Raw genomic sequence first — 24,191 nt, forward strand, 5'->3', positions numbered from 1 at the left:
ATGTCGCAGATGCCCCCGCCGCACACGCCCCCCACGGCAGCCCTGCCGACGTGCCCGAGCTGCGCGGAGCCCCTGGAGTCGGGGGACCGCTACTGCGGCGCGTGCGGATACGACCTGTCGGCCGTGCCACCGCGCCCGGACGACCGTCCGACGCTGACCCTCAACGGTTCGGCGCCCGACCCGACCGGTGTGCGCTTCGACCAGCCGCAGGCGCCCGAGCCCGAGGAGTACCCCCTCCAGGCCCCCGACCCCAGAGCGGCGGCCGAGGCGGCGAAGCTCTGCGTCGCCTGCCGGGTCGGCCGCGTCGACGGTGACGGCTACTGCGAGAACTGCGGCCACGCCCAGCCCCGCGAACGCGACCACATGGAACGGGAGTCCGGCCCGCTGGCCGCCGTCAGCGACCGGGGTCTTCGCCACCACCGCAACGAGGACTCGTTCGCGGTCGGTACGGCCGTCCTGCCGGACGGCGCTCCGGCGAGCGTCGCGATCGTGTGCGACGGCGTCTCCTCGGCGACCCGCCCGGACGAGGCGTCGGAGGCCGCCGCCCTGGCCGCGCACGACACGGTCCTCGCGGCGCTCCCGCAGGGCACGCACCCCCAACAGGCGCTGCACGACGCGATCGTGGCCGCCGCGCGCGCGGTGAACGCCCTGGCCGACGAGGACGGCGGCGCCCGCGAGCACTCCCCGCACCAGAACGCCCCGGCCTGCACGATCGTCGGTACGGTCGTGACGCCCGGGCTCCTCGTCGTCGGCTGGGTCGGCGACAGCCGCGCGTACTGGGTGCCCGCCGACCGTGCGACCCCGGCCGTCCGGCTCACCGAGGACGACTCGTGGGCCGCGCAGATGGTGTCCGCCGGGCTGATGAACGAGGCCGAGGCGTACGCCGACGAGCGCGCCCACGCGATCACCGGGTGGCTCGGCGCGGACGCGTACGAACTGGAGCCGCACACCGCGTCGTTCAAGCCGGACCGGCCCGGAGTGGTCGTCGTGTGCACGGACGGGCTGTGGAACTACGCGGAGGCGGCGGAGGAGATGGCGCAGGTGCTGCCGCTCGACGCGGCGGCGCGTCCGCTGCACAGCGCGCGGGTGCTGGTCGGGCACGCGCTGGACGGCGGGGGCCACGACAACGTAACAGTGGCGGTCGTACCGTTCCCGGCGGCGATGTCGGGGGCAGGATCGCTCTGAGGTATCGGTCCGAAGCGGGTACCCGGTGGGGGCCGGGTCCGCTCCGGTCAGCGCATCGCGGCTCAAGGGCCGCACTCACAGGGGGATTTGAGCAGTATGGCCAATTTTTCCAAGTCCAACGTGCCGCAATTCGCGGTGGACGTCTACCAGAACGAGTACCTGCCCGAGGGCGGTCGCGAGGTGAACGCGATCGTCACGGTCACCTCGACCGGCGGCGGCACCGTCGGCGGCGCGGTCGCCTCGCCACACCTCTACTCACCGACGCAGGGCCCCTCCGCCGCCGTGGCGATCATGGTCGACTGCTCGGGGTCGATGGACTACCCGCCGACGAAGATGCGCGGCGCCCGCGAGGCGACGGCCGCGGCGATCGACGCCGTACGCGACGGCGTGCACTTCGCGGTGATCGCCGGGACGCACGTCGCGAAAGAGGTGTACCCCGGGACCGGACGCCTCGCGGTCGCCGACGCGACCACCCGCGAGCAGGCCAAGCAGGCGCTGCGAAAGCTCAGCGCCGGGGGCGGTACGGCGATCGGGACCTGGCTGCGGCTCGCGGAACGGCTGCTGTCCTCGACGGACGTCGCGATCCGGCACGGCATCGTGCTGACCGACGGGCGCAACGAGCACGAGGAGCCCGAGGCGCTCAAGGCGACCCTCGACCACTGCGCGGGACAGTTCACGTGTGACGCACGCGGCGTCGGCACCGACTGGGAAGTGAAAGAAGTCACAGGCATCGCGTCGGCCCTGCTCGGCAGCGCGGACATCGTCGCCGACCCCGCCGGGCTCTCCGCCGACTTCACGCACATGATGGAGACGGCGATGGGCAAGGAAGTCGCCGACGTGGCCCTGCGGTTGTGGACGCCGGTCGGCACGACGGTCAAGTTCGTCAAGCAGGTCGCGCCCACCGTGGAGGAGTTGACCTCGCGGCGTACCGAGTCCGGTCCCCGGTCCGGGGATTACCCGACCGGATCCTGGGGAGACGAGTCCCGCGACTACCACGTCTGCGTGGAGGTGCCGGGTGCCGGACTCGGGCAGGAGATGCTCGCGGCCCGCGTCTCGCTCGTCGTACCGCAGGCGGACGGGAGCGTCCAGAACCTCGGCGCGCAAGGGCTGGTGAGGGCCGTGTGGACCGACGACATGACCGCCTCCACGTCCATCAATCCGCAGGTCGCGCACTACACCGGACAGGCCGAACTGGCCCAAGTCATCCAACAGGGGCTGGACTTGCGCAAAGCGGGCGATATGGACGGGGCAACGGCCAAGCTCGGCCGGGCCGTACAGCTCGCGAGTGTCTCGGGGAACGCGGATACTGCGAAACTGCTTGCGAAGGTGGTGGACGTGGTCGATGCCACGACAGGTACTGTGCGGTTGAAGGCGAAGGTCGCCGAGGCCGACGAGATGACTCTCGAAACCCGGTCCACAAAGACTGTTCGTGTGAAGAAGTGACGCCGAAGCGACACAGGTAAGGAAAGGGGGACGCGCCGACATGCCGACCTGCCCGAACGGACACCAGTCGGGTTCCGACGACTGGTGCGAGGTCTGCGGTCACCGCATGGCCGGTGCCGTACCTCCGCCTCCACCGCCGCCGCCTCCGCCGCCGGGCGGATACGGCTTCCCTCCGCCGCCGGGTCAGCCCGGCGGGGCGGGGGGTCCCGGCGGTCCCGGTCCCGGTGGCGGCCCAGGTGGCGGCCCCGGTGGCGGGCGCCACCTCTCCGCCGTGCCCGGCCAGGAGGCCGAGCTGTGCCCGCAGTGCCGGACGCCCCGTGAAGGGGGCGCGCCGTTCTGCGAGGAGTGCCGGTGGAACTTCCTGACGAACACGGCCACGTCGTACACGCCGGCCGCGCCTCGTCCGTCGAACTCGCCGGGTGGCGGGTTCGGAGGGGCGGGGGGAGCGGGGGGCTACGGCGGACCTGGGGGGCCTGGCGGGCCTGCGGGTCCCGGTGGGCCTGGCGGGTCCGGGGGCTTCGGCGGTTCCGGGGGGCCTGGTGGCTTCGGGGACTCCGGCCGACGGGGTGGACCTGGCGCGGGTGACTTCGGTGGTCCCGGTGGATCTGGGGGTCCCGGTGCTGGTGGGCCTGGCTCTGGTGGCCCTGGAGGCGCCGGTGGCTTCGGCGGTCCCGGCGGGTCCGGTGGGCCTGGCGGTTCCAGCGGCTTCGGTGGCTCCGGTGGACCTGGCGGAGGCAGCGGCTTCGGTGGACCCGGTGGGTCCGGCGGGCCTGGCAACCCCGGTGGGCCCGGTGGCCCCGGCGGGGCTCGTGGCTTCGGCGGAGCCGAAGGCTCCGGTGCGCCCGGCGGCTACAGCGGTCCCCCCACAACCGGCGGCCCCGGCAACTTCGGCGGTCCCGGTGGGCAGGGCGGCTCCGGCGCGCCCGGCATACCCGGCGGCCCCGGTGCATCTGGCGGCCCCGAGGGACCCGGCGGCGCCGGTGGCCCCGCCGGTGCGCGCTACCCCTCCCCCTCCTTCGGCAACGGTGACTCCTTCGACTACCAGGGCTCCAGCCCGTCCCGCGTGAACCGTCCCGCCGAACCGATTCCCTTCGGCGGCGAGCCCTCGGGTTCCACCGGCGCACCGCCGTTCGGCGGACGGCCGGGAGGTCCTCCGCCGACGTCGGGCGGCGGCTTCGGCCGCGACGCCGGTACGGGGACGGGGGCCCCAGGGTCGACCGGTCCCGGCGCCTTCGGGGGCCGGGAGGGGTCGCCGGGGTCCGGCGGACCTGGCGGAGCCGGTGGCTTCGGCGGACGCGAGGCGCAGAACCCGAACGGTCCGGGCGGCCCCTTCGGCGGGCGTGAGGGCTCTGGCCCCGGTGCCTTCGGCGGACGCGAAGCCTCGGACCCGAACGGCCTCGGCGGACCTTTCGGCGGACGCGAAGGAGCCGACGACTTCGGCAGCCGTAGCGGCGCCCCCGCGGGCTTGTTCAGCGGCCGGGACACCACGAGCCCCGGCGGACAGTTCCCCGGCCGAGACGGAAACCCGGCAGGCGGCCCCGGCGGTTTTGGCGCCCCTGGCGGCCCCGGCGGCCCCGGTAACCAGGGCGGACCCGGAGGCCAGAGCGGCCCCGGCGGTCCTGGTGGCCCCGGCGCCCCCAACCCCTTCGGTGACCCCTCACGCCCAGGCCCCGGCGGCCCCGGCACAGCAGGCTCCCCCCAGGCGTTCCAGCAGGCAGGCGCAACGGCCCCGCCGAGGTTCCCCCAACAGGGCAACCCCACCGGCGCGGCCCCCGCGTTCGGCGGCGCCGAGGACGACTGGGTCATCTCCCCCCCGACCTCCGGCGCCCCCGGCGGCGGCTACGGCTACCCCCAGCCCGGCACGCCCTCCGGCGGCACCTGGATGGCGACGGTAGGCCCCGACCGCGACTACTTCATGGCGATGATGCAGCGCTCGGGCCCCGAGGCGGCGGGCCTGAACCTCCCGGCGTACTCCCCGGAACAACAACGCACCCTCACGGGCAACCAGGTGACGATCGGCCGCCGCCGCCACTCCACGGGCGAGACCCCGGACATCGACCTCTCGGTCCCCCCGGAGGACCCCGGCGTCTCCCACCAGCACGCGGTCCTGGTCCAACAACCGGACGGCACCTGGGCGGTAGTGGACCAGAACTCCACGAACGGCACCACGGTGAACAACGGCGAGGAACCGATCCAGCCCTTCGTCCCGATCCCGCTGCAAGACGGCGACCGGGTACACGTAGGCGCCTGGACGACGATCACGATCAGGCGCGGCTGAACAAAATAGTCTCTGCACCCAAAACGTGGCTGTTGCCGAAAACCGGCAGCAGCCACGTTTTTTCAGGGGCGCGGGGCTGTATCGATGTGCGGCTCCGCCGCGTGGGCGCGACAAGCCACAACGCACCCGCAGCCGCCACACAACCAAACCCACCACCCCCACAGGCATCACCGCAGCACCCACGAACAAGGCCCATCCGGCGAATCCAGCCAAGCCCAGACCCGCCCACCCTCCACACTCACCCCGAACCGCTCCCGCCCAGGCCGCCCCTCCCTCTCCCACACCTCGAAAACCTCCTCCCCCACCAGCTCAGCCACGAACCGAAACCCCTCCTCCCCCTTCGCCTCCACCCCCTCCCGCCGCTCCCCCACCCCCCTCAGCCGCACGAAATAAGCGGGCGTACCCAGAAACCTCCCCTCAGCCCGCCCCTCCCCCACCACCCGCAACAACACCAACCCCGACGCGAGCGGCACCAGAATCCGCCCCCCGACCCGACACTGCCGCACCCAGGCATCAGGCACGGTACGAACCCCACAGGTCGCGACGACACGATCGTACGGAGCCCCCTCGGGCACCCCCCGAGCCCCGTCCCCCACCACAACCGTCGGCCGACACCCCGCATCGGCGAGATGCCGCCGAGCGGACTCGACGATCTCCGGCTCAAGATCGACACTCACCACCCCCCGATCCCCCAGCCGATGAGCCAGCAACCCGGCGTTGTACCCGGTCCCGGCCCCCACCTCCAGCACCCGGTCCCCGTCCCGCACATCGAGGGCAACCAGCATCAGAGCCATCAGCGACGGCTGGCTGCTGGACGAAACCAGCTCCCCGTCCCGCACCCGAGTGGCAAGCGGCACATCCTCGTAGACCCCCCGCCACCATCGCTCCCGCACCCGAGGATCGGGATCCTCCTTCCACACCCGCCGATACCCGCCCACCCCGGCGACGTAGAAATACGGCACGAACAGATGCCGGGGCACGGCGAGAAACGCCTCCCGCCACAGCGGCTCCCCGGCGAACACCCCGCTCTCCTCGACGACCCGCACCAGCTCCCGCACGCCCATCTCCCCACTGTGACCCGAAACAGCGCCCCCGGCGAACAGCCGAGGTCCTAGGCCTCAGGTCCTGGTCCCCCCGATCTGAGACCATGGGAGGCGTGAATGAGATCCGGCGCGGCACACTCCAGGAGCAGACCTTCTACGAGCAGGTCGGCGGCGAGGAGACCTTCCGCCGCCTGGTCCACCGTTTCTACGAGGGCGTGGCCGAGGACCCGATCCTGAAGCCGATGTACCCGGAGGAGGACCTGGGCCCGGCGGAGGAGCGCCTGACGCTGTTCCTGATGCAGTACTGGGGCGGCCCGACGACGTACAGCCACAACAGGGGCCACCCGCGCCTGCGGATGCGCCACGCCCCGTTCACGGTGGACAGGGCGGCGCACGACGCATGGCTGAAGCACATGAGGGACGCGGTGGACTCCCTGGACCTCTCGGAGGACCACGAGGCGACGCTGTGGAAGTACTTGACGTACGCGGCGGCGTCGATGGTCAACGCCCCGGACTAAGGGCCTGCCTGGCGGACCAGGCCGCGGTCGCGGGGTCTGGCACGCGCGTCTGCACCTATACGCGACCGCCACTCTCGTGCAGCCTGGTCCGCCAGGCAGGCCCACGCCCGTTCACCGCACGCTGAGCCCGAAGTCCCCAAGTCCCGCCCGCCGTACGGCGATCGACCCGTACTCCGTGCGCAGCCGCAGCCACGCCCCGGAGGAGAAGAGGCTCACGTCCAGGGTGGCGGGCCGCAGGAACCCGAGCGCCTGGGCGGCGTGAACGGCCCGCAGGGGAAGGGGAGTTGCCCCGACCGTACGCGACCAGATCTCCCGCCCGATCCGGTCCAGCTCGGCCCGGGTACGCCGCTCGGTGGCCAACTCCTCGCTGCGGCGCCGGAATTCACCGACGACCCCGGCGACGAGGCCTTGCAGCTCGGCGGCGCCGGGCAGGCCGGCCTCGGTGCGCCAGCCCCCCTTGGGAGGCAGAACTCCGGCCCAGGGAGGCCCGGTCACCGCACCCGGCACCCCGAGGACGGACGCGTTCTCGTCGACGCCCTCCAGCAACTCCCCCGCGGAGACGGTGACATCGAGGCTCGCGTCGAGCCCGTCCTCGTACGGCTTCGCGAGCCGCACGGCCCGTACCGCGAGGACCTCGAAGGACGGCGGCCGGCCGAAGACGGCGAGCGCGGTACCGGCCGCCTGGAGACGGACGGCCGCGCCGCGGTCGTAGTGCAGCAGCCGGGAGAGGAAGGCGGCGAGGTCGGACGCCTCCCCCTCGTCGGCGAGATGGAGCACCGTCATGCGGCGACGGCCCCCTGCGGGTCGTCGCGGTACTCCTCCAGGAACTCCCGTTCCTCCGCGGTGAGCCGGCGGGGCCGCTCCGCCTCGAAGTCGAACGGGACGATGACGGTGGCGGCGCGGACGTACACGACGTCCTCGTCCTTCACCTCGTAGCTCACGGTGAAGGACGCGGCCCGTATCTCGGTGACCCACAGCTCGATGGTGACCGGCGCGTGCCGGTGGACCAACTGCCGTTTGTAGTCGATCTCGTGGCGGGACACCACCGACCCCTGCTGGAAGTTCTTGTCCGGACGGAACAGGAAGTCGATGCGGGCTTCTTCCAAGTAGCGGATGAAGACCGCGTTGTTGACGTGCCCGTACGCGTCCATGTCCGACCAGCGCAGGGGGCAGTGGTAGATGTGCCGCAAGGTCAGCCCCGGGTCAGCTTCTTGTAGGTGGCGCGGTGCGGGCGCGCGGCGTCCGCGCCGAGCCGCTCGACCTTGTTCTTCTCGTAGGACTCGAAGTTGCCCTCGAACCAGAACCACTTGGACTCACCCTCGTACGCGAGGATGTGCGTCGCGACCCGGTCCAGGAACCAGCGGTCGTGGGAGACGACCACGGCCGCGCCCGGGAACTCCAGGAGCGCGTTCTCCAGCGAGGAGAGCGTCTCGACGTCGAGGTCGTTGGTCGGCTCGTCGAGGAGCAGCAGGTTGCCGCCCTGCTTGAGGGTGAGCGCGAGGTTGAGGCGGTTGCGCTCACCGCCGGACAGGACACCGGCGGCCTTCTGCTGGTCGGGGCCCTTGAAGCCGAACGCGGAGACGTACGCCCGCGACGGCATCTCGACCTGGCCGACGTTGATGTAGTCCAGCTCGTCGGAGACGACGGCCCACAGCGACTTCTTGGGGTCGATGTTCGCGCGGCTCTGGTCGACGTACGAGATCTTGACCGTCTCGCCGACCTTGATCGTGCCGGAGTCGGGGGTCTCGAAGCCCTGGATCATCTTGAACAGGGTCGTCTTGCCGGCGCCGTTCGGGCCGATGACGCCGACGATGCCGTTGCGCGGGAGCGTGAAGCTGAGGTCGTCGATGAGGACCTTGTCGCCGAACGCCTTGGTCAGGTTGTTGACCTCGACGACGATGGAGCCCAGACGCGGGCCCGGCGGGATCTGGATCTCCTCGAAGTCCAGCTTCCGCATCTTGTCGGCCTCGGCGGCCATCTCCTCGTACCGGGCGAGGCGCGCCTTCGACTTGGCCTGGCGGCCCTTCGCGTTGGACCGCACCCACTCCAGCTCTTCCTTGAGCCGCTTCTGGCGCTTGGCGTCCTTCTGGCCCTCGACCTTGAGGCGGGTGGTCTTGGTCTCCAGGTACTTGGAGTAGTTGCCCTCGTAGCCGTGCAGCCGGCCGCGGTCGACCTCGCAGATCCAGCCCGCGACGTTGTCGAGGAAGTACCGGTCGTGGGTGACGGCGACGATGGTGCCGTCGTACTTGGCGAGGTGCTGCTCCAGCCAGTTCACCGACTCGGCGTCGAGGTGGTTGGTGGGCTCGTCGAGGAGCAGCAGGTCGGGGGCTTCGAGCAGCAGCTTGCACAGCGCGACGCGGCGCTTCTCGCCGCCGGACAGGTTGGTGACCTGCCAGTCGCCGGGCGGGCAGCCCAGCGCGTCCATCGCCTGCTCCAGCTGGGCGTCGAGGTCCCACGCGTTCGCGTGGTCCAGCTCCTCCTGGAGCTTGCCCATCTCGTCGAGCAGCGCGTCGCTGTAGTCCGTCGCCATGAGCTCGGCGATCTCGTTGAACCGGTCGAGCTTGCCCTTGACCTCGGAGACGCCTTCCTGGACGTTCTCCAGGACCGTCTTCTCCTCGTTCAGCGGCGGCTCCTGGAGCAGGATGCCGACCGTGTACCCCGGCGACAGGAACGCGTCCCCGTTCGACGGCTGGTCGAGCCCCGCCATGATCTTCAGGATCGTCGACTTACCGGCCCCGTTCGGCCCGACCACACCGATCTTCGCGCCGGGGAGGAAGTTCAGCGACACGTCGTCAAGGATGACCTTGTCGCCGATCGCCTTGCGCGTCTTGCGCATGGTGTAGATGTACTCAGCCAAGAGAAACCGTCCGGCAACTTGAGATCTGGCAGTGGGCAGATACACCCCATCTTGCCGTACGTCCATCCCTGCGCGGAAACCTGTTGGCGAGGGGTGGGGTGACCTGGGGTTTCCTCTCCGACCGCAGGTGACGACTCCGTCACCGTACGTCGCCACCCCGGCCCTGCTACGCCCCCTGGTTCTTCCGGGCCGTCAGCACCAGCGCCGTCCCCCCGATGAGGACCAGGCCGATCGCGGTCCCGGCGATGAGCGGGGTCGTGCTGTCGGTGCCCGTTGCGGCGAGGTTCGTCGGGGTGGCCGGGAGGACTGTCGCGGGCGCGGGGTCGCTGAGGGTCTGCGTCGCGAGGTTGGACATCGTGCGGGACTGGGTCTTGCAGTCGAGGATGCCGGTGAAGCGGGGGGCCGCGCCCTGGGGCGTCGTCAGGGTGAAGTCGTAGAGCTGGTCCTCCTGGAGGGGGACCGTGAAGGTGCGGGTCTCGCCCGCGCCGACCGTGTACTCCGCCGTGAGCAGCGTGAACGCGTACGGCTGGTCGCCCTTGTTCGACGCGGTGATGTCGAGGCCGCTCTTGAGGCAGTCCCGTGAGGCGGAGAGCGCGGGCACCGCCCCCACCCCGGCCCAGCTGGCCACCGCGCTCGCGGACACCGTCGACTCGCTGGACCCGGCGAGGATCTGTGTCTGACTGCGCCCCTCGGAGACGAACGCCCGCCCGACGGGCACGGTCGTCGACGCCTGGAGCGTCACCCGCGCGGACCCGGCGGGCGCCTCGGCCGGCACCTTGAAGTACAGCCGGCTCCCGTCGCGGGCGGAGGTCACCGCCTCCCCGTCCGCGTCGACGACCTTGACCCCGCTGATCGCGGCGTCCGGCGGCGGCGCCACGGACACGGTCCCGGCACCGGTGTGCACGGTCACCGGCCCGAGCAGATCCCCGGGCTTGCCGGAGACGGCCGGGACGTCGACGGTCAGGGACGCCGACGGCTCGGCGGCGTCGCGGGCGGCCTTCTCCAGGTAGTCGGCGAGCTGCCGCGCCTGCGGATCGACCGCGTCGACGTCCGCCCCGTCCGAGTACCGCCAGATCGCCACCTGCGTACCGGCCGCCGCGTCCTGCTCGGTGAGCCCGCTCTTGATCCCGGCCTTCTGGGCGAGCGAGGCGAGGTCGTTGACCTGCGGATAGGAGTTCTGGAGGATCCACCCGATCCGCCCGGCCCGCTTGTTGGCGGCCAGCGACGTCCCGCTCCACGCGGCCTCGTGGTACTTCGCGTCCTTCTGGGTGGGGTTGTAGACGTCGACGCAGTACGTCTGGAGCGTCCCCCCGCCGTCGACGGACATCTCGAACAGCCCCGCCGGGATCTCCTGGTCGCCGCTCTCCTCGTGGAGCACCGCACTGCCGTAGACCTTCAGTCCGCCTATGGTCGCGGTCGCCCCGCCCTGCGCCTGCGCACCCGCGACGGCGGCGGCCGTACCCGCGCCGGCCAGGACCCCGGCGGCGGCGAGACCGGACACCAGGGTCACCGCCGCGAGGCGGCCGACCCCTCGGGCGAACGGCACAGTGATCGAAGAAAGCACGCAATTCCCCTTCGAGCGGGACCCGTTGACGTGGGGGACGGGGTCCCACCAGCAGAATCGGAAGCCACAAGGGCCATGTCGCGCATCCTAGAGAGAGCGACGCGGCCCCTTTCCCCGTCGGATCATCGGGCAACCGATCCGAATCGGAATCGTTATCCCAAGATCGCTCCGGCGGGCCGGAGAACCGGGCTTATCGACAAATCAACGTCCTTTCACGGCAGTTGACCCACTGCCACGAGAGGCGTGATCCACCGATAAGCCCCGGCCCGGCCTTTTCAGGCGCCCCTTGACATCACGCCACGCTCACCGGCTCCCGCTCCGCCGGCACCTCCCACTCAGGCTCCGACCTCCCGCCCGCCGGCTCCGCCCTGGCCGCGCGGACGAACGCCGAGGTGCCCCGCGCCAGATCGTGTCCGATCGCCGACGCGTCGATGTCGGCGGACGTCCAGTTCTGCCCGTCCCGCAGGTCCGACCGCACTTTCAGCCTCCCCTGCACGACCACCGGATCCCCCACCGACAGCGACGCCGCCACGTTCACGGCGAGCTGTCGGTTGGCCCACACCGTGAAGAAGTTGGTGTGCCCGTCCACCCACTCGTTCTTCTCCCGGTCCCAGTACCGCACGGTCGCCGCCAGCCGGAACCGTGCCGAGGCGCCGGCCGCGAGCTCCCGGAAGACGGGCTGCGTCGCGACGTTCCCCACCGCGCACATCGTGACCTCGTTCATCGCTCACCCCTTGTCCGTCACGCGCCGACCACGCCGTTCGTGATCGCCGCGGAACCAGACTGGACCGGCCGCGAAAACCCCGCCGAGCCCTGTGGACGACCCCCGGCCTGTGGACAACTCCGTCACCCGATCGAGCGACCCCGTGTCACGCCACCTGTGGATCACCTGCACGGATCACCCTCCGTGAACACCACGAAGCGGCGGCACCGACACCCCCCGGCATCGGCACCGCCGCACAACCCCGCCTACCGGCCGGCCGCCCCCACGACCCTGCCGTACTGCTCCCGCACCTCCCGGTACCGCAGCAGCTCCGCCGCCACCGGATCGAGCACCCGGGCCCGCCCGCACCCGGCAGCCGCCTCCCGCAACCGCCGCTCAGCGTCCTGCCCGTACCGCCGAGCGGGCCCCCGCGCGGCCATCCGGCAGCTCCACTCGACGAGCGGCCCGCCGATGATCCCGGCGACCATCAGCAGCACCGGCACCCCGAGGTTGGGAGCCATGACCCCGGCGATCTGCGCGACCAGCCACAGCCCCCCGACGATCTGGAGGACCGTCATGGACGCCTGGGCGAACACGGCGACGGGCCACCAGCCGGGCCGGGGCGGACGCCCCGGCGGCAGCCCGGTGCGCGCGGCAAGGTCGTCGAGCGCCTCGGGAAGCCCCTGGGAGCCCCGCACGGCGGCCTCGCGCACGGCGAGCGCCCAGGGCCCCGGCAGCCCCGAGGACGCGCGGTCGGCGACCGTACGGACCGCCTGTTCCACGCGCTGGCGCGCGGTCGCCTCCTCGTCCATCTGCGCGCGCACGGGAAGCCGCCCGGTCGGCGGGTCGCGCCGGTCCTGGTGCCAGCGCCACAGCCGCAGCCACGGCGTCCCGCACGCGCGGTTCGCGTTGCGCAGCCACGCGCGCTCGGCGGCGTCCCCGGCGGCACTCGCGCCGACGGCGTCCGCGAGGCGGGCGGCGAACTCGTCGCGCGCCTCCTCGGTGAGCCCCGCGCGCCGCGCGGGCGCGTAGACGGACCGCAGCCGCGCGGCGGCGGCGTCGACGTCGGCGGCCACCCTGCGCGCGGGCGCCTCGCGTTCGGCGACGAACTGTCCGAGCAGCTCGCGCAGTTCCGGTACGCCGTCCCCGCTGAGCGCGGACAGGCCGAGGACTCTCGCGCCGGGTTCGCCGTACTCGCCGAGCGCGATGCCGTCCTCGTCGAGGAGCCTGCGCAGGTCGTCGAGGACGAGTTCGGCGGCCTCGCCGGGGAGCCGGTCGATCTGGTTGAGGACGACGAACATGACCTCGGCGTGGCCCGCCATGGGGCGCAGGTAGCGCTCGTGGATGACGGCGTCGGCGTACTTCTCCGGGTCGACGACCCAGATGACGGCGTCCACCAGGGCCAGGACCCGGTCGACCTGCTCCCGGTGCAGGGTGGCGGCCGAGTCGTGGTCGGGGAGGTCCACGAGGACCAGACCGCGCAGCTGCGCCTCGGCCTCGGGGCTCTGTACGGGGCGCCTGCGCAGGCGTCCGGGGATGCCCAGGCGGTCGATGAGGCCCGCCGCGCCGTCGCTCCAGCTGCATGCGATCGGCGCGGCCGTGGTGGGCCGCCGTACGCCCGTCTCGGAGATCGTGACGCCGGCCAGGGCGTTGAAGAGCTGGGACTTGCCGCTGCCGGTGGCGCCGGCGATGGCGACGACGGTGTGCTGGCCGGAGAGTCTGCGGCGGGCCGCCGCCTCGTCCAGGACGCGGCCGGCCTCGGCGAGGGTCTTGCCGTCCAGGCGCGCGCGGGAGAGTCCGACGAGTTCCCTGAGGGCGTCCAGCCGGGACCTGAGGGGGCCGTCGTAGGCGAGGGGGGCGGAGGAGAGGGGGCCGGTGACGCGGGGTTCCGGGGCGGGGGGTTCGGGGTCGCCCGCGTTGACGCGGCGGGCGATGAGACCGTCGTCCCAGGAGATGGCGTCGGGGTCGGCGGGGGGTGCGTCCTTGGGGGAATCGTCGTCCTTGAGGACGCCGTTTCCGTCATCGACCTCCCTAGGGGCGCCGTTTCCGACGATTTCGTTCACGGGACCCTCGTTCCCGAGGGCCTCCGGAGCCCCGTCCGTATCCGTGGGCCCCTGCTCGTGTTCCTGGTGGTCCGTGACAGCGGTCATCCGTCACCTCTCCTTCTGCAGTACGGACAGCGCGGCGATCAGTTCGGCCTGCCGTTCGGCGTGGACGTCGAGCCCGTCGAGGGGGGCGAGGCGGCGCTCGCGTTCGGTGGTGACGACCCGGTCGAGGTGGGCGGTGAGGAGGCGGCCTCCCCGGTCGCGCAGGCGCAGCGCGCCGTGTGCGCCGAGGCGTTCGGCGAGCCCCTCTCCGGCGGAGCGCGCGCGCCGGCCGCCGAGGAGGGCGGTGGCGACGAGGGCGGCGACGGACTCGGGGTCGGGCGCGGAGCCCCGGTCGAGGTCGCGCACCTCGTCCTCGGCGTACTCCTCCAGTTCGCGCCGCCAGCGGCGTACGGCGAGGCCGATGCGGTGTTCGGCGCTCTCCAGGTCGGGGTCGCGGTCGTCGAAGTGTCCGGCGGCGGGTTCGCGGCGCCAGGCGTCGGCGACGCGTTCGTCGGCGGCGGTGACGGCGCACAGCAGGAGGGCCGCCAGGGACTCCACAAGGGCGTCCAGGAGCTCTCCGGGGGTGCAGTCGAGGGGGAACGCCCGCCAGCGCTTGAGAGCGTCTCCTGCGAGCACCGCGCCGCTCTGGAGGCGCCCGCGCACCCGCGCGTACTCGTTGTCGTACGCGGTGTCGACGGCGGCGGTCAGGCGCAGCGCGGCGGCGTACTGGGCGGCGGCGGCGCCCGCGAGTTCGGGCATGCGGGACTTGAGGGAGTCGAGGACGCCGTGGGCGGTGCGGGCCATCGCGCGGTGGCGGGCGCCGGGGTCCTGGGCGTGCTGGACGAGCCAGGTGCGCAGGGCGGCGACGGCGGTGGCGGGCAGCAGGCCGCCGCCCCAGGCGGACTCGGGGAGTTCGGGGACGGTGAAGCGCGGCACCTCGCCGAGCCCGGCCTTGGCGAGGAGGGCGCCGTACTGGCGGGAGACCTCGGAGACGACCTGGTGGGGGACCCGGTCGAGGACGGCCACCAGGGTCGCGTCGTACTCCTTCGCCGTGCGCAGCAGGTGCCAGGGGACGGCGTCGGCGTAGCGGGCGGCGGTGGTGACCATGATCCAGACGTCGGCGGCGCAGATCAGCTGGGCCGCGAGGGTGCGGTTCTCGGCCACCAGGGAGTCGATGTCGGGGGCGTCGAGGAGGGCGAGGCCGGCCGGGAGGGTGTCGGCGGTCTCGACGCGCAGGACGTGCCGGCCGTCCTCGCCGGTCGGGAGGAGGTCGTCGGAGGGTTCCTGATGGGGTACCCACGCGCGCGTGAGGCCGGGCAGTACGCGCATGCCGCTGAACCAGTGATGGTCCTCGGGGTGGCAGACGAGTACGGGGGTACGGGTGGTCGGCCGCAGCACCCCCGCCTCGCTGACGCGGTGCCCCACCAGGGAGTTGACGAGGGTGGACTTGCCGGCCCCGGTGGAGCCGCCGATGACCGCGAGGAGCGGCGCTTCGGGGGCTCTGAGCCGGGGCACCAGGTAGTCGTCGAGCTGGGCGAGGAGTTCGTCGCGGTTGGCACGCGCGCGTGGCGCCCCCGCCAGGGGCAGCGGGAAGCGTGCGGCGGCGACACGGTCGCGCAGGGCGGAGAGTGCGTCGAGCAGCTGAGGCCGTACGTCCAAGGTCACCACATGCGAAGAATGCCCAATTTCAGGTGATTTCTGAAGCACATAGGGATGTCTGCGCGCCGACTGGACACAGGGGACGGAAGGGATGACCGGGACAAGAGCGCACCCCAGGCATAACGAGTGCACAACACCCGGCGCTCCAGGCCCGAAAAGCGATGCACGATTCGCACCTGCCTGCGATTATCAGGACCGCTTCACCGAACCTCCACATCGAGCCACGGAGGGGAAGCAACCAGGACAAGGAGCCGGGAGCCCTATCCTTGTCCCCGGCAACGTCCCGACGGCCCCACCCGGTCCCGGCACACCGCCGACCACCCGGCCCCCGTAGCTCAGTGGATAGAGCAGGCGCCTTCTAAGCGCTTGGCCGCAGGTTCGAGTCCTGCCGGGGGCGCCCCAGACCCGTCACACCCCGTCGAGGGCAACGCTCGTCGCGGCCCGCGTGAACGCGACCCGCGCCCTCCCCCGCCCCGTCCGGATCACAAGCCCCCGCACCAGCTCCGCCCCGCCGCGCCCCTCCGTCAGCCACAGGTTGAGGGCGGCGCCCAGCAGGAGGGGGTCCAAAGTTGGCCGAAGACCGCCCCAGGGGCGTTCCGTCCGGGCCTCGAACAGGGTGTCGCGCAGGTGGACGACGGCCGAGAAGTCGTCGATCCGCGCCGTCAGGACGGCGGCGCCGAGGCGGCGGGGGGCCTCGCGCAGGCACCAGTCCGCCGGGGAGGGCTCCGAGACGGGCACCGTGCGGGCGATCACGTCGGCGCTCTGGGACCACGTGTGGTGAGCGCACTCGGCCGCGACCGCGTAGAAGCCGTCCCCCTCCTTCACCCGCCCCGGCACCATCGGCCGCCGCCGGACGTCGACCGAGCCGTCGGACAGCACCGTGCCGGTGACGGCGTACGCCAAAGGCGGCACCCCCCGTTCCGGCAAGGGCTCGGGAACCGGCGACGGGCCCGGTGGCCGGCGGGGTACGGGAACCCCCCGGTGCTCCAGGAACTCGTACAGCCGCCGCTGCGTCCGCTCCCCCGACTTGTCCACGTCCGCGAGCTGGCTGTCGACGACGGGGCGCAGCACGCCGGGTTCGTACTCCCGTTCCGCGCGCAGGAGTTGGCCGTACAGGTCGCCCGAAGGGTCGAGGCGGGGCGCGGTGGCGGCGAAGGCCGCGGCCGGGGACGCGGGGTCGAGTTCGTCGAGGCCGGTGGCGGCGAGGAGGGTGGGGCGGTCCTGGGCGGCGGAGTAGAACGTCGTGCTGCCGTGGTCGCCGATCACCGCGTCGCAGGCCACGATCGCGGCACGCCAGCCCTCGTGGGGCGGGATGACCATCAGGCCCGCGTCCATGGCCTCGCGGAGGCGTTCCAGGAGGGCGGCGCGGGTGTGTCTGGCCCAGACGTTGGGGTGGAAGACGGCGGCGACGGCGAACTCGTCGGCGGGCAGGGCGGTGACGAGGTCGAGGGGCAGGCCGGGGTGGCGGCCGAGCAGCGAGTGCTCGCTCCACGTGGAGTGCAGGACGACGAGCCGCCGCCCGTCGGTGACGCCGAACCGGGCGCGGTAGCGGTCGCGTTGGGCCTCGCTGTCCCGGATCCGCTGGGCGCACCAGTCGCCGATCACCTCGGCGCGCGGCACCGCCTCGGGGCAGGTGTCCAGCAGCCGGACGAGCTGGTCGGGATGCGAGACGCCGATCGCGGCGGGAATCACCTTGCCCCGGTGCGTCAACTCCCGCCGGGACAGCCCCGCCGGGGACGTCGCGTCGCCCGTCGACTCGCTCACCAGCCGGTTGTACCCGGCGCCGTGCGGCATCACCATCAGCGGCGCGTCGAGCCGCCGCATCGTGGGGTGTACGGCGCAGGCGACGGCGAGCTGGAAGGACCGCCGCGTCGCCTCCTCCCACGTCAGCACGCGCGGCCCCGCCACGGACACCAGGTACTCGTGCAGCCCGTCCGCGAAGGCCGAGCCGGGATTCACCGTGTAGTACTTCTCGATGCCGTCCTCGACGCGCAGCAGCTCCATCACGTCGAGCACCCGCGTCGCCGAGGTCAGCGTGCGCGCCACCCCCAACACCTCTGCCCTGGGCGGCGCTTGGGTGTCCCAGCGGGACCGGGCACGCGGCGGACGCGGACGGCGGAACACGGACAACAGGCTTCTCCAGTACGGCGGTTGCGGGATCGGCGGACGCACTCGCGCTACGGCCCCACTCCCACGTTCCTGCGCAGCTCCCCGAGCTTCGCCTCACAGGCCGCCCGCAACGGCGTGTCGCTCGCGGCCAACTCGGCGAGGACACCCAGCGCTTGGTCGAACTTCGCGTGCTGCCGGCTCCTGGACGCCTGCTCGGCGGCGCCGACCGCGGCCTCGATCGCGGGGCCGAAGCGCCCGAGGGCGTACAGGGCTTTCGCGCGGACGATGTCGAGCCGCAGCAGCATCCCCGTGTTGTCCTGGTCCACGGCCGTCGCACGCGCCTCGTCGAGCACGCCGAGCGCCTCCTGCGCCCGCCCGGCGGCGAGCAGCGCCTGTCCGACGTTGTACGACTGGACGACGATGCCATGGGTGTCGTTCCGGGACGCGTTGGCCTCAAGTGCCTTGAGGAACAAGGCGTGTGCGTCCCCGTACGCCCCCTCCGCGAGGAAGACGAGCCCCCGGGTCTCCCACAGCACGCCGCTGAGCCGCGCGTCGGTGACCCGGTCGAGCAACTCCCCGGCCGCGTCCAGGACTTGGTGCGCCTCGGCGTACGCGCCCAACTCGTAGTGCGCCCGCGCCAGTTGGTTCCGCATCCGGATCTCGGCGTCGGCACGCCCGCAGCGCCGGGCCGCCTCGATGCCGAGGGTGTGCGCCTCGATGGACTCCAGGTGGTGCTTGCGGCTGTGGTAGAGCGCCCACAGCGATTCGCAGAGCTGCCAGACGGTGTCGTCCCAGTGCTGTTCGGCGGCGGTCCTCAACAGGGCGAGCAGATTGCCGCGTTCGGCGTCGAGCCATTCGATGGCCTCGGCCTTGTCGGTGAACAGCGGTTCCCTGCCGCTCAGTTCGGCCAGGGAGCGGGCAGGCGACGGCTGGAGCCGGAAGCGGCCCGCGCCGAGCACGTGGGCGTCCGCGTGCGCGGCGGCCTCGGCGTAGTAGGCGGCCACGTCCCGCAGGACGGCCGTACGCTCCGCCTGCGGAAGTCCTTGTGCGACCTTGCGCGCGTGCGGCCGGGCGACGTCGTGCAGTTGGAAGCGCACGGGCCGGTCGAGGGACTCGACGACTTCCGCCGAGTGCGCGGAGATGAGCCGGGCCACCGCCCTGCCCGCCTCGGGGACGCCGGCCGCCGTCGCGAGGGAGCCGGTGGCCGTCGTTCCCGGCAGCAGGCCGAACAGCCGGTACAGCAGCCGCGCGGGCTCGGGGAGGGACCCGTACATCATGTCGAGCACCGTCGTCACCGCCTCGATCCCGCCCTCGCCCACGCAGAGTTCGGCCACGGCGTCGCTCAGGCCGAGGTGGGAGTGTTCGTCCAGCCAGTCGCCGACGACCCCCAGCGCCAGCGGCAGGCCGCCGCAGAACCGGACCAGTTCGGCGGCGGCGCCGTCCGCGTCCGCGTCCCGCCACCGGTGGACGAGTTCGACACCGGCCGTCTCGTTGAGCGGGTCTAGGTCGATGAGGACCGCGCCGTCCCTGGCCAGGCCGGACAGGCGGGTCCGGCTGGTGGCCACGAGCAGGCCGGCGGCCGGGACGAGCGGCCTGATCTCGGCCGCCTGCCAGACGTTGTCCACCACGACGAGCGTGTCCTGCCGGGCGGTGAGGCTCCGGAAGAGCGCGGCCCGTTCGTCCACCTCGACCGGGACGAAATCCGGGTGCACCCCCAACGCCCGCAGGAACAGGGCGAGTACGTCGCCGACGTCGACCGCGCCGTCCTGCCGCCTGCCCGCGAGGTTCACGTAGAGGTGACCGCCGGGATAGTCGAGCGCGCCCGCGGCCCACCGCGCCACCAGCGCGGTCTTGCCCACTCCGCCGAGTCCGGTCAGCACGACGACCCCCGGGGTACGCGCCGTGCGCAGCGCCCGGGCGACCGAGTCCAGGCGGCCGAGTTCGGCCGTACGGTTGACGAACTGCGGTGTACTGACCGGGACTTGACGAGGCGTCACCTGAGGCGGCCCCGGCGGCAGCGTCAACGACCCCACCCGCTCCGCCATCACGACCGGCCCGAAGAACGTCGCGCTCCCGGAGATCGAGTTGTACGTCGACCCGCTCTCGCCCACCCGCCCACCCTCCCGTTCACCCACGAGTGCCCCAACTTACTACCGTGGTGGCGCAGTCGGCGGTCGTCCCTCTACCGTGAACGGGAGGACGACTTCACAGGGGGACGCGGGTGGAAGCGGAACTGGTGGCACTCGCCGGGACGGGCGCGACGACGATCGTCGGCCTGATGGCCACGGAGGCATGGGACCAGGTGCGGCAGCGGGTCGTCCGGCTCTTCGCGCGCGGCGGCGACGCCGGCGCGACCGCCATGGACGACGAACTCACCGCGTCCCGCACGGCGTTGGTCGCGGCGCCGGAGGAGGAGACGGCCGACGTCACCGCGTCGGTGAGGATGCGCCTGCGCAGGCTCCTCGCGGAGAACCCCGAGGCGGCCGAGGAACTCCGGCTGTTGGTGGAGGAGTTCACCCCGGCCCAAAACAACTCGGTACGCAACACCATCAGCGGCGGGACTTTCAACGGCCCTGTCCTGATGGGCCGTTCTTTCGAGAACACGACCTTCAACAACAGCGGCGGCGCGAGCTGAAGCCCGAAGCCGCCGCCACCCGGGCCACGCCAGAAGCGGTCAGTGCGGCCAGTACGGTCAGTGCACCGCGCGCAGCATCCGCGTCACATTGATCCGCGTGGGCGAGAGCCCCTGCTCCACGCTCTCCATCATCCGCTCACCGTTGAGACGCCCATACGCGAGCAGGTCGACGTTGGCCAGGTTGAACTCCGGCCACGTGTGGATGCTGAGGTGGGAGGCCGAAAGGAGCAGAATCGCGGTGACCGCCCCATTCGGAAACACGTGGGACGCCTCGCCGAGCACCTTGGCGTTTCCCTTTTCGGCGGCCGTCCGGAGCACCTGGAGAAGGCGTTCCTCGTCCGTCAGAATACTGTTGTCGCTCACCCAGACATCGACGGCGTACGAGCACAGATCGTCGACGTCTATACCCTCGGTGGCAAGGCTTTCGGCGTTCGTCATGGGGGACCGGGGAGCGTGACCGAGGTCACCGTCCCCGTCTCCTTTCGCTTGGGTTCTGCGCTGGTCCGCGCGGCCGAACAGGGGAGGTCGCGAGGCCAGTCGCTGGCGCTCGTTGACGTCAGCCTAGCATCAGACGCCCCCTACGGCACTTCGTCCAGTTCGTCAAGAAGGCGGCCCGACGTGACCTGCTTCACTTTATGGAATTCCACCCCGATAAAAGATCAAGGGATTCCCTGGCGGCCCGTAACGAATTCCCGGAGTGAATACCCCCGATATTCCCGCGCATACGCCGAACCCCCGTCCCCTACACTGGATGCCGCCCTGTCCGAAACCCTCCCCCGCCCTGGAGACCCCTGGTGAGTACGGCCGCCGATCGAGTGCTCAGCGAAGTCGCCGCAGCGGTCCGGCTCCAGGAAGGCCCGCCCGGCATCCGCTCGGTGCTGCGGGCGCTGCGCCGCCTGGAACCGGCGTCGACGAAGGAACTGAGCCGGGCGACGAGCCTGCCGGTCCCGATCGTCGCGGCCGTCGGCAACGAACTGCGCCGCCGCGACCTGGTCACCAAGGAGCGCCCCTCCCGCCTGACCCCGGCCGGCCGCGCGCTCCTGGGCGAGCTGGGCATGGACCTCGCGCTGGACGCCACGTGCACGACGTGCGACGGCCGCGAGCTGGTCATCCCGGACGTGCTCGACGAGGCCGTACGGCGCCTGAGCGCGCTGATGGCCGACGGTCCCGCCGCCGACCTCGCGATCGACCAGTCGCACTGCACGCCCGAGACGAAGGTCCGCCGCGTCCTCGCCCTGCTCACCGCCGGCGTCCTGCCGGGCGGCTCGCTGCTGCTGATCGGGGACGACGACCTGGTCTCCCTCGCCGTCGCGGTCGTCGGGGACGTCCTGGGCACGCCGATCGTCGAGCGGGTGACCGTCGTCGACATCTCCCCCGAGATCCTCGGGTACATCCAGGAGGTCGCCGCCACGCTCGGCACGCGCGTCGAGACGGTCGAGCACGACCTGCGCGAGCCGCTCCCCGAACAGCTGAGGGACCGGTTCGACGTGGCGATGACCGACCCGCCGTACACCCCGGAGGGCGCGCGCCTCTTCCTCTCCCGCGCGGTCGAGGGCCTGCGCCCCGGCGCCGCGCACAGCGTCTTCTTCTCCTTCGGCGGCAAGAGCCCGGACCAGATGCTCGCCGTCCAGCGGGAGATCATGGACCTGGGCCTGGTCACCCACGGCCACATCCGCAACTTCAACGAGTACGAGGGCAGCGGCATCCTCGGCGGCGTCGGCTTCTTCCAGCACCTCCTGACGACGAGTACGACGGCCCCGACGCACACCGGCGACTTCACCGGTCCCCTCTACACCGGCGACAAACGCACCCGGGCCCGGCGCTACGAGTGCATGTCCTGCGGCACGGTGGTCGAGGTCGGCCCCGGCGCGAAGTGGGCCTCGGTCGGCGCCCTGCGCGCGGAGGGCTGCCCGAACTGCGGCAAGGGCCCTTTCCGGCCGGGGCAGTTGGTACCGGAGACGCCTACGACGACCCCGGCGCCGCCCGCTTCGGAGGCCGCCGGGCAGCAACAGCAGCAAACGGTTGCTGAAACGCAGCCGGCACCAGCGACACCCGCGCCCCTCGCGCCCCGGGAAGCCCCGGCAACACCCCCGGCACCCCCCGCCGACTCCCCCACCCCCAAACCCGGTTGGCGCCCCCCCACCCCCGACGCCCGCACCGCCCTCACCCACCGCGCCGCCCCCTACCTCACCCGCCAGGCCACCGAACCCGACCTCCCCGCGATCGGCGAGTTCGAGGCCGAGATCGCCCGCGTCTCCTTCGGCGAGGACGCCATCGACGACCCGGCGGTCTGGTCGGTCCGCCTCGGCAGGGCGATGGAGAAGAACCGCGAGGGCATGATCATCGCGGCGGCCCCGGACGGCGCCCCCGTCGGCTGGTGCTGGATCAGCATCAACACGAACGCGATGACCGGCGACCGCTACGCCAACTTCCGCTCCCTGGCGGTCTCCCCGCTCGACAACCGGGCGGCCGTCGCCGAACTCCTCCTCACGGCGGGCCTGGAGTTCTGTCTGGCGAACGGCATCAAGGAGGTCACCGGCCGGGTCCACGTCGGCAACGTCCCGATGCGCACGCTCTACCGCCAGTTCGGCTTCGACCCGACGAGCCTGACGATGAAGCTCAAGTTCCCGGCGGGCGACGACGCAGCCGCAGAGGCCGCCCGGTGACCACGTACGGCCACGTCAAGTGCGTCGTCTGGGACCTCGACGGCACCCTGTGGGACGAGGTCGCGGTCGAGACCCCGACGGACGAACTCCCCACGCCCCGCCCGGAGATGCTCGCCGCGATCGACGCCCTCACGGCCCACGGCGTCCTCAGCAGCATCGCGTCCCGCAGCGCGCCGACGGTCCTGGACCGCCTCGCGGAGAAGCTCCCGGAGGTGCACGCCCGCTTCCTGTCCCCCCAGGTCTCCTGGCAGGACAAGAGCGTCGCCCTGCGCCGGATCTCCGAGGAACTCGGCATCGCCACCGACTCGTTGCTCCTCGTCGACGACTCCCCGTACGAACGCGCCGAGGTCGAGGCCCTGTTGCCCGGCGTCACCACCCTCGACCCCGGGCAACTCCCGCTTCTGCTCGCGGAGTTGGAGGGCAAAGAGGTCACCCCGGAGTCCCGCTCCCGCGTCGACCGCTACCGCACGGAGGCGGTCCGCCGCGCGGAGGGCGACCGCTTCGAGGGCACCCGCGAGGAGTTCCTCGCCTGGTGCGACATGCGCCTGACGATCGGCCCGGCCACCCCGGACGACATCCCCCGCGCCCTCGAACTCGCCGCCCGCACTCACCGGTTGAACTCCTCGGGGCTCTCCCCTCTCAAGCTCCGCGAACTGGTCGCCGCCCCCCGGAACACGCTCCACACCGCCCGCATGTCCGACCGCTTCGGCGACTACGGCATCATCGGCGCCGCCCTCGTCGACCACTCGGTGCCGGACACCTGGTCGGTCCCCCTCCTCGCGCTGTCCTGCCGGGTCGCGGGCCGGGGCGCGGCGGCGGCGTTCCTGATCCGGCTGATGGAGAAAGCGCGCGGAAACGGCGTACACAACTTTTCCGTGACCCTGCGCCCGACGGACGCGAACCTGGAGCTGCGGATCCTGCTGCGGCAGGCGGGGCTGCGCAGGGCGGAAAGCGGGGAGCAACCGCTTGCGGCAAACCCCGCCGGGCAAGCCGCCCCCGTACTCACCCGCTCCCTCACCGGCGACCTCCCCCAGCCCCCTGCCTACCTCCACCTCACGCAGCCCCCCGAAACCGCGACCCCCGAGACAGAGACCTCCGCACCATGACCGACACCGCCCCCGGCACCTCCCCCGGCACCGACGTCGAGCGCGAGATCCGCGCCCTGGTCGCCGAGGCCACCCGCCTCGACCCCGACTACCTCGCCGCCCTCCCCGCCGACACCGAACTCTTCGGCCCGCAGATCGCGTTGACCTCCCTGGCCGGCGTCGCCCTGCTCGCCGCGGTCAAGAAGCGGTACGGCGTGGACGTAGCCGATCTGGACATCGGCCTGGACAGCCTGGAGTCGATCGGGACGCTGGCTCAGTTCGTCACTCGGGTGATCCACCCGGACGCGCCGTGACCCGTTCGCGCCGCTGACGTTAACGGGGAGTGCGATCGGCGAACC

The 24,191-nt window shown here is 72.2% G+C and carries 19 protein-coding genes and 1 tRNA gene; 9 read left to right on the top strand and 11 right to left on the bottom strand.

Annotation, left to right across the window (positions count from 1 at the left end; translation table 11 throughout):
• From ACQCO7_RS14610 to ACQCO7_RS14620, 3 genes are all read left to right on the top strand, one after another.
• Positions 1–1,185, top strand: a complete 1,185-nt coding sequence (locus ACQCO7_RS14610) for a PP2C family serine/threonine-protein phosphatase (RefSeq protein ID WP_464072245.1) — start codon at positions 1–3, stop codon at positions 1,183–1,185.
• Positions 1,186–1,281: 96 nt separating this feature from the next.
• Entirely contained in the window at positions 1,282–2,628 is a 1,347-nt protein-coding gene (locus tag ACQCO7_RS14615) for a vWA domain-containing protein (protein WP_464072246.1), read from the top strand.
• Between the two features lie 40 nt (positions 2,629–2,668).
• The gene (locus ACQCO7_RS14620; RefSeq protein WP_464072247.1) at positions 2,669–4,906 is read left to right on the top strand and encodes an FHA domain-containing protein; all 2,238 of its coding nucleotides are present in this window, start codon (positions 2,669–2,671) and stop codon (positions 4,904–4,906) included.
• A 167-nt stretch (positions 4,907–5,073) separates the two neighbouring features.
• Here the strand turns inward: ACQCO7_RS14620 and ACQCO7_RS14625 are convergent, their stop codons facing one another.
• On the bottom strand, positions 5,074–5,970 hold the full coding sequence (locus tag ACQCO7_RS14625) for a methyltransferase domain-containing protein (RefSeq protein ID WP_464072248.1): 897 nt from the start codon (positions 5,968–5,970) through the stop codon (positions 5,074–5,076).
• 83 nt (positions 5,971–6,053) lie between these two features.
• On the opposite strand from ACQCO7_RS14625, the gene ACQCO7_RS14630 reads away from it, so the two are divergent.
• Positions 6,054–6,467, top strand: a complete 414-nt coding sequence (locus ACQCO7_RS14630) for a globin (RefSeq protein ID WP_464072249.1) — start codon at positions 6,054–6,056, stop codon at positions 6,465–6,467.
• 111 nt (positions 6,468–6,578) lie between these two features.
• Here ACQCO7_RS14630 and ACQCO7_RS14635 read toward each other — a convergent pair whose 3' ends face one another.
• The 7 genes from ACQCO7_RS14635 to ACQCO7_RS14665 form a co-directional block, all read right to left on the bottom strand.
• Positions 6,579–7,250, bottom strand: a complete 672-nt coding sequence (locus ACQCO7_RS14635) for a DUF8010 domain-containing protein (protein ID WP_464072250.1) — start codon at positions 7,248–7,250, stop codon at positions 6,579–6,581.
• Entirely contained in the window at positions 7,247–7,657 is a 411-nt protein-coding gene (locus tag ACQCO7_RS14640; RefSeq protein ID WP_464072251.1) for an acyl-CoA thioesterase, read from the bottom strand. Before ACQCO7_RS14640 ends, ACQCO7_RS14635 begins: the two co-directional genes overlap by 4 nt.
• 2 nt (positions 7,658–7,659) lie before the next feature.
• Positions 7,660–9,324 (bottom strand): energy-dependent translational throttle protein EttA, encoded by a 1,665-nt coding sequence (gene ettA / locus ACQCO7_RS14645; protein ID WP_010354160.1) that lies wholly within the window; start codon positions 9,322–9,324, stop codon positions 7,660–7,662.
• Between the two features lie 166 nt (positions 9,325–9,490).
• Positions 9,491–10,888, bottom strand: coding sequence for a TQXA domain-containing protein (locus ACQCO7_RS14650; protein WP_464072252.1), 1,398 nt, complete (start codon positions 10,886–10,888; stop codon positions 9,491–9,493).
• Positions 10,889–11,180: 292 nt separating this feature from the next.
• Entirely contained in the window at positions 11,181–11,612 is a 432-nt protein-coding gene (locus ACQCO7_RS14655; RefSeq protein ID WP_464072253.1) for a single-stranded DNA-binding protein, read from the bottom strand.
• 245 nt (positions 11,613–11,857) lie between these two features.
• Entirely contained in the window at positions 11,858–13,741 is a 1,884-nt protein-coding gene (locus tag ACQCO7_RS14660; protein WP_464072254.1) for a YfjP family GTPase, read from the bottom strand.
• A gap of 3 nt (positions 13,742–13,744) precedes the next feature.
• The gene (locus tag ACQCO7_RS14665; protein WP_464072255.1) at positions 13,745–15,346 is read right to left on the bottom strand and encodes a dynamin family protein; all 1,602 of its coding nucleotides are present in this window, start codon (positions 15,344–15,346) and stop codon (positions 13,745–13,747) included.
• 315 nt (positions 15,347–15,661) lie between these two features.
• Here ACQCO7_RS14665 and ACQCO7_RS14670 point away from each other — a divergent pair.
• Positions 15,662–15,734, top strand: a tRNA-Arg gene (locus tag ACQCO7_RS14670).
• Between the two features lie 11 nt (positions 15,735–15,745).
• On the opposite strand, the gene ACQCO7_RS14675 is transcribed toward ACQCO7_RS14670, so the two are convergent.
• Both ACQCO7_RS14675 and ACQCO7_RS14680 read right to left on the bottom strand, forming a co-directional pair.
• The gene (locus tag ACQCO7_RS14675) at positions 15,746–17,383 is read right to left on the bottom strand and encodes a hypothetical protein (protein WP_464072256.1); all 1,638 of its coding nucleotides are present in this window, start codon (positions 17,381–17,383) and stop codon (positions 15,746–15,748) included.
• A 131-nt stretch (positions 17,384–17,514) separates the two neighbouring features.
• The gene (locus ACQCO7_RS14680) at positions 17,515–19,581 is read right to left on the bottom strand and encodes a hypothetical protein (protein ID WP_464072257.1); all 2,067 of its coding nucleotides are present in this window, start codon (positions 19,579–19,581) and stop codon (positions 17,515–17,517) included.
• A gap of 86 nt (positions 19,582–19,667) precedes the next feature.
• On the opposite strand from ACQCO7_RS14680, the gene ACQCO7_RS14685 reads away from it, so the two are divergent.
• The gene (locus ACQCO7_RS14685; protein WP_464072258.1) at positions 19,668–20,081 is read left to right on the top strand and encodes a hypothetical protein; all 414 of its coding nucleotides are present in this window, start codon (positions 19,668–19,670) and stop codon (positions 20,079–20,081) included.
• A gap of 57 nt (positions 20,082–20,138) precedes the next feature.
• Here the strand turns inward: ACQCO7_RS14685 and speD are convergent, their stop codons facing one another.
• On the bottom strand, positions 20,139–20,519 hold the full coding sequence (gene speD / locus ACQCO7_RS14690; RefSeq protein ID WP_010358337.1) for an adenosylmethionine decarboxylase: 381 nt from the start codon (positions 20,517–20,519) through the stop codon (positions 20,139–20,141).
• Between the two features lie 356 nt (positions 20,520–20,875).
• Here speD and ACQCO7_RS14695 point away from each other — a divergent pair, with 356 nt between their 5' ends.
• The 3 genes from ACQCO7_RS14695 to ACQCO7_RS14705 are packed head-to-tail and all read left to right on the top strand — an operon-like array spanning position 20,876 to position 24,146.
• Positions 20,876–22,747: a GNAT family N-acetyltransferase gene (locus tag ACQCO7_RS14695; RefSeq protein ID WP_464072259.1), complete on the top strand. Its 1,872-nt coding sequence runs from the start codon at positions 20,876–20,878 to the stop codon at positions 22,745–22,747.
• Positions 22,744–23,853, top strand: coding sequence for an HAD-IIIC family phosphatase (locus tag ACQCO7_RS14700; RefSeq protein WP_464072260.1), 1,110 nt, complete (start codon positions 22,744–22,746; stop codon positions 23,851–23,853). The genes ACQCO7_RS14695 and ACQCO7_RS14700 overlap by 4 nt, the downstream gene beginning before the upstream one ends.
• Complete coding sequence (locus tag ACQCO7_RS14705; protein ID WP_010358341.1) at positions 23,850–24,146, top strand: acyl carrier protein; 297 nt, start codon at positions 23,850–23,852, stop codon at positions 24,144–24,146. The genes ACQCO7_RS14700 and ACQCO7_RS14705 overlap by 4 nt, the downstream gene beginning before the upstream one ends.
• Positions 24,147–24,191 lie beyond the last annotated feature (45 nt).

The organism is Streptomyces saintjeani, from assembly GCF_055409605.1.

Excerpts from the sequence above, each read along its gene's own strand:
- ACQCO7_RS14660 (WP_464072254.1), bottom strand. The coding sequence starts at position 13,741 with ATGACCGCTGTCACGGACCACCAGGAACACGAGCAGGGGCCCACGGAT.
- ACQCO7_RS14655 (WP_464072253.1), bottom strand. The coding sequence starts at position 11,612 with ATGAACGAGGTCACGATGTGCGCGGTGGGGAACGTCGCGACGCAGCCC.
- ACQCO7_RS14630 (WP_464072249.1), top strand. The coding sequence starts at position 6,054 with ATGGGAGGCGTGAATGAGATCCGGCGCGGCACACTCCAGGAGCAGACC.
- ACQCO7_RS14635 (WP_464072250.1), bottom strand. The coding sequence starts at position 7,250 with ATGACGGTGCTCCATCTCGCCGACGAGGGGGAGGCGTCCGACCTCGCC.
- ACQCO7_RS14620 (WP_464072247.1), top strand. The coding sequence starts at position 2,669 with ATGCCGACCTGCCCGAACGGACACCAGTCGGGTTCCGACGACTGGTGC.
- ACQCO7_RS14625 (WP_464072248.1), bottom strand. The coding sequence starts at position 5,970 with ATGGGCGTGCGGGAGCTGGTGCGGGTCGTCGAGGAGAGCGGGGTGTTC.
- ACQCO7_RS14705 (WP_010358341.1), top strand. The coding sequence starts at position 23,850 with ATGACCGACACCGCCCCCGGCACCTCCCCCGGCACCGACGTCGAGCGC.
- ACQCO7_RS14610 (WP_464072245.1), top strand. The coding sequence starts at position 1 with ATGTCGCAGATGCCCCCGCCGCACACGCCCCCCACGGCAGCCCTGCCG.
- speD (WP_010358337.1), bottom strand. The coding sequence starts at position 20,519 with ATGACGAACGCCGAAAGCCTTGCCACCGAGGGTATAGACGTCGACGAT.
- ACQCO7_RS14615 (WP_464072246.1), top strand. The coding sequence starts at position 1,282 with ATGGCCAATTTTTCCAAGTCCAACGTGCCGCAATTCGCGGTGGACGTC.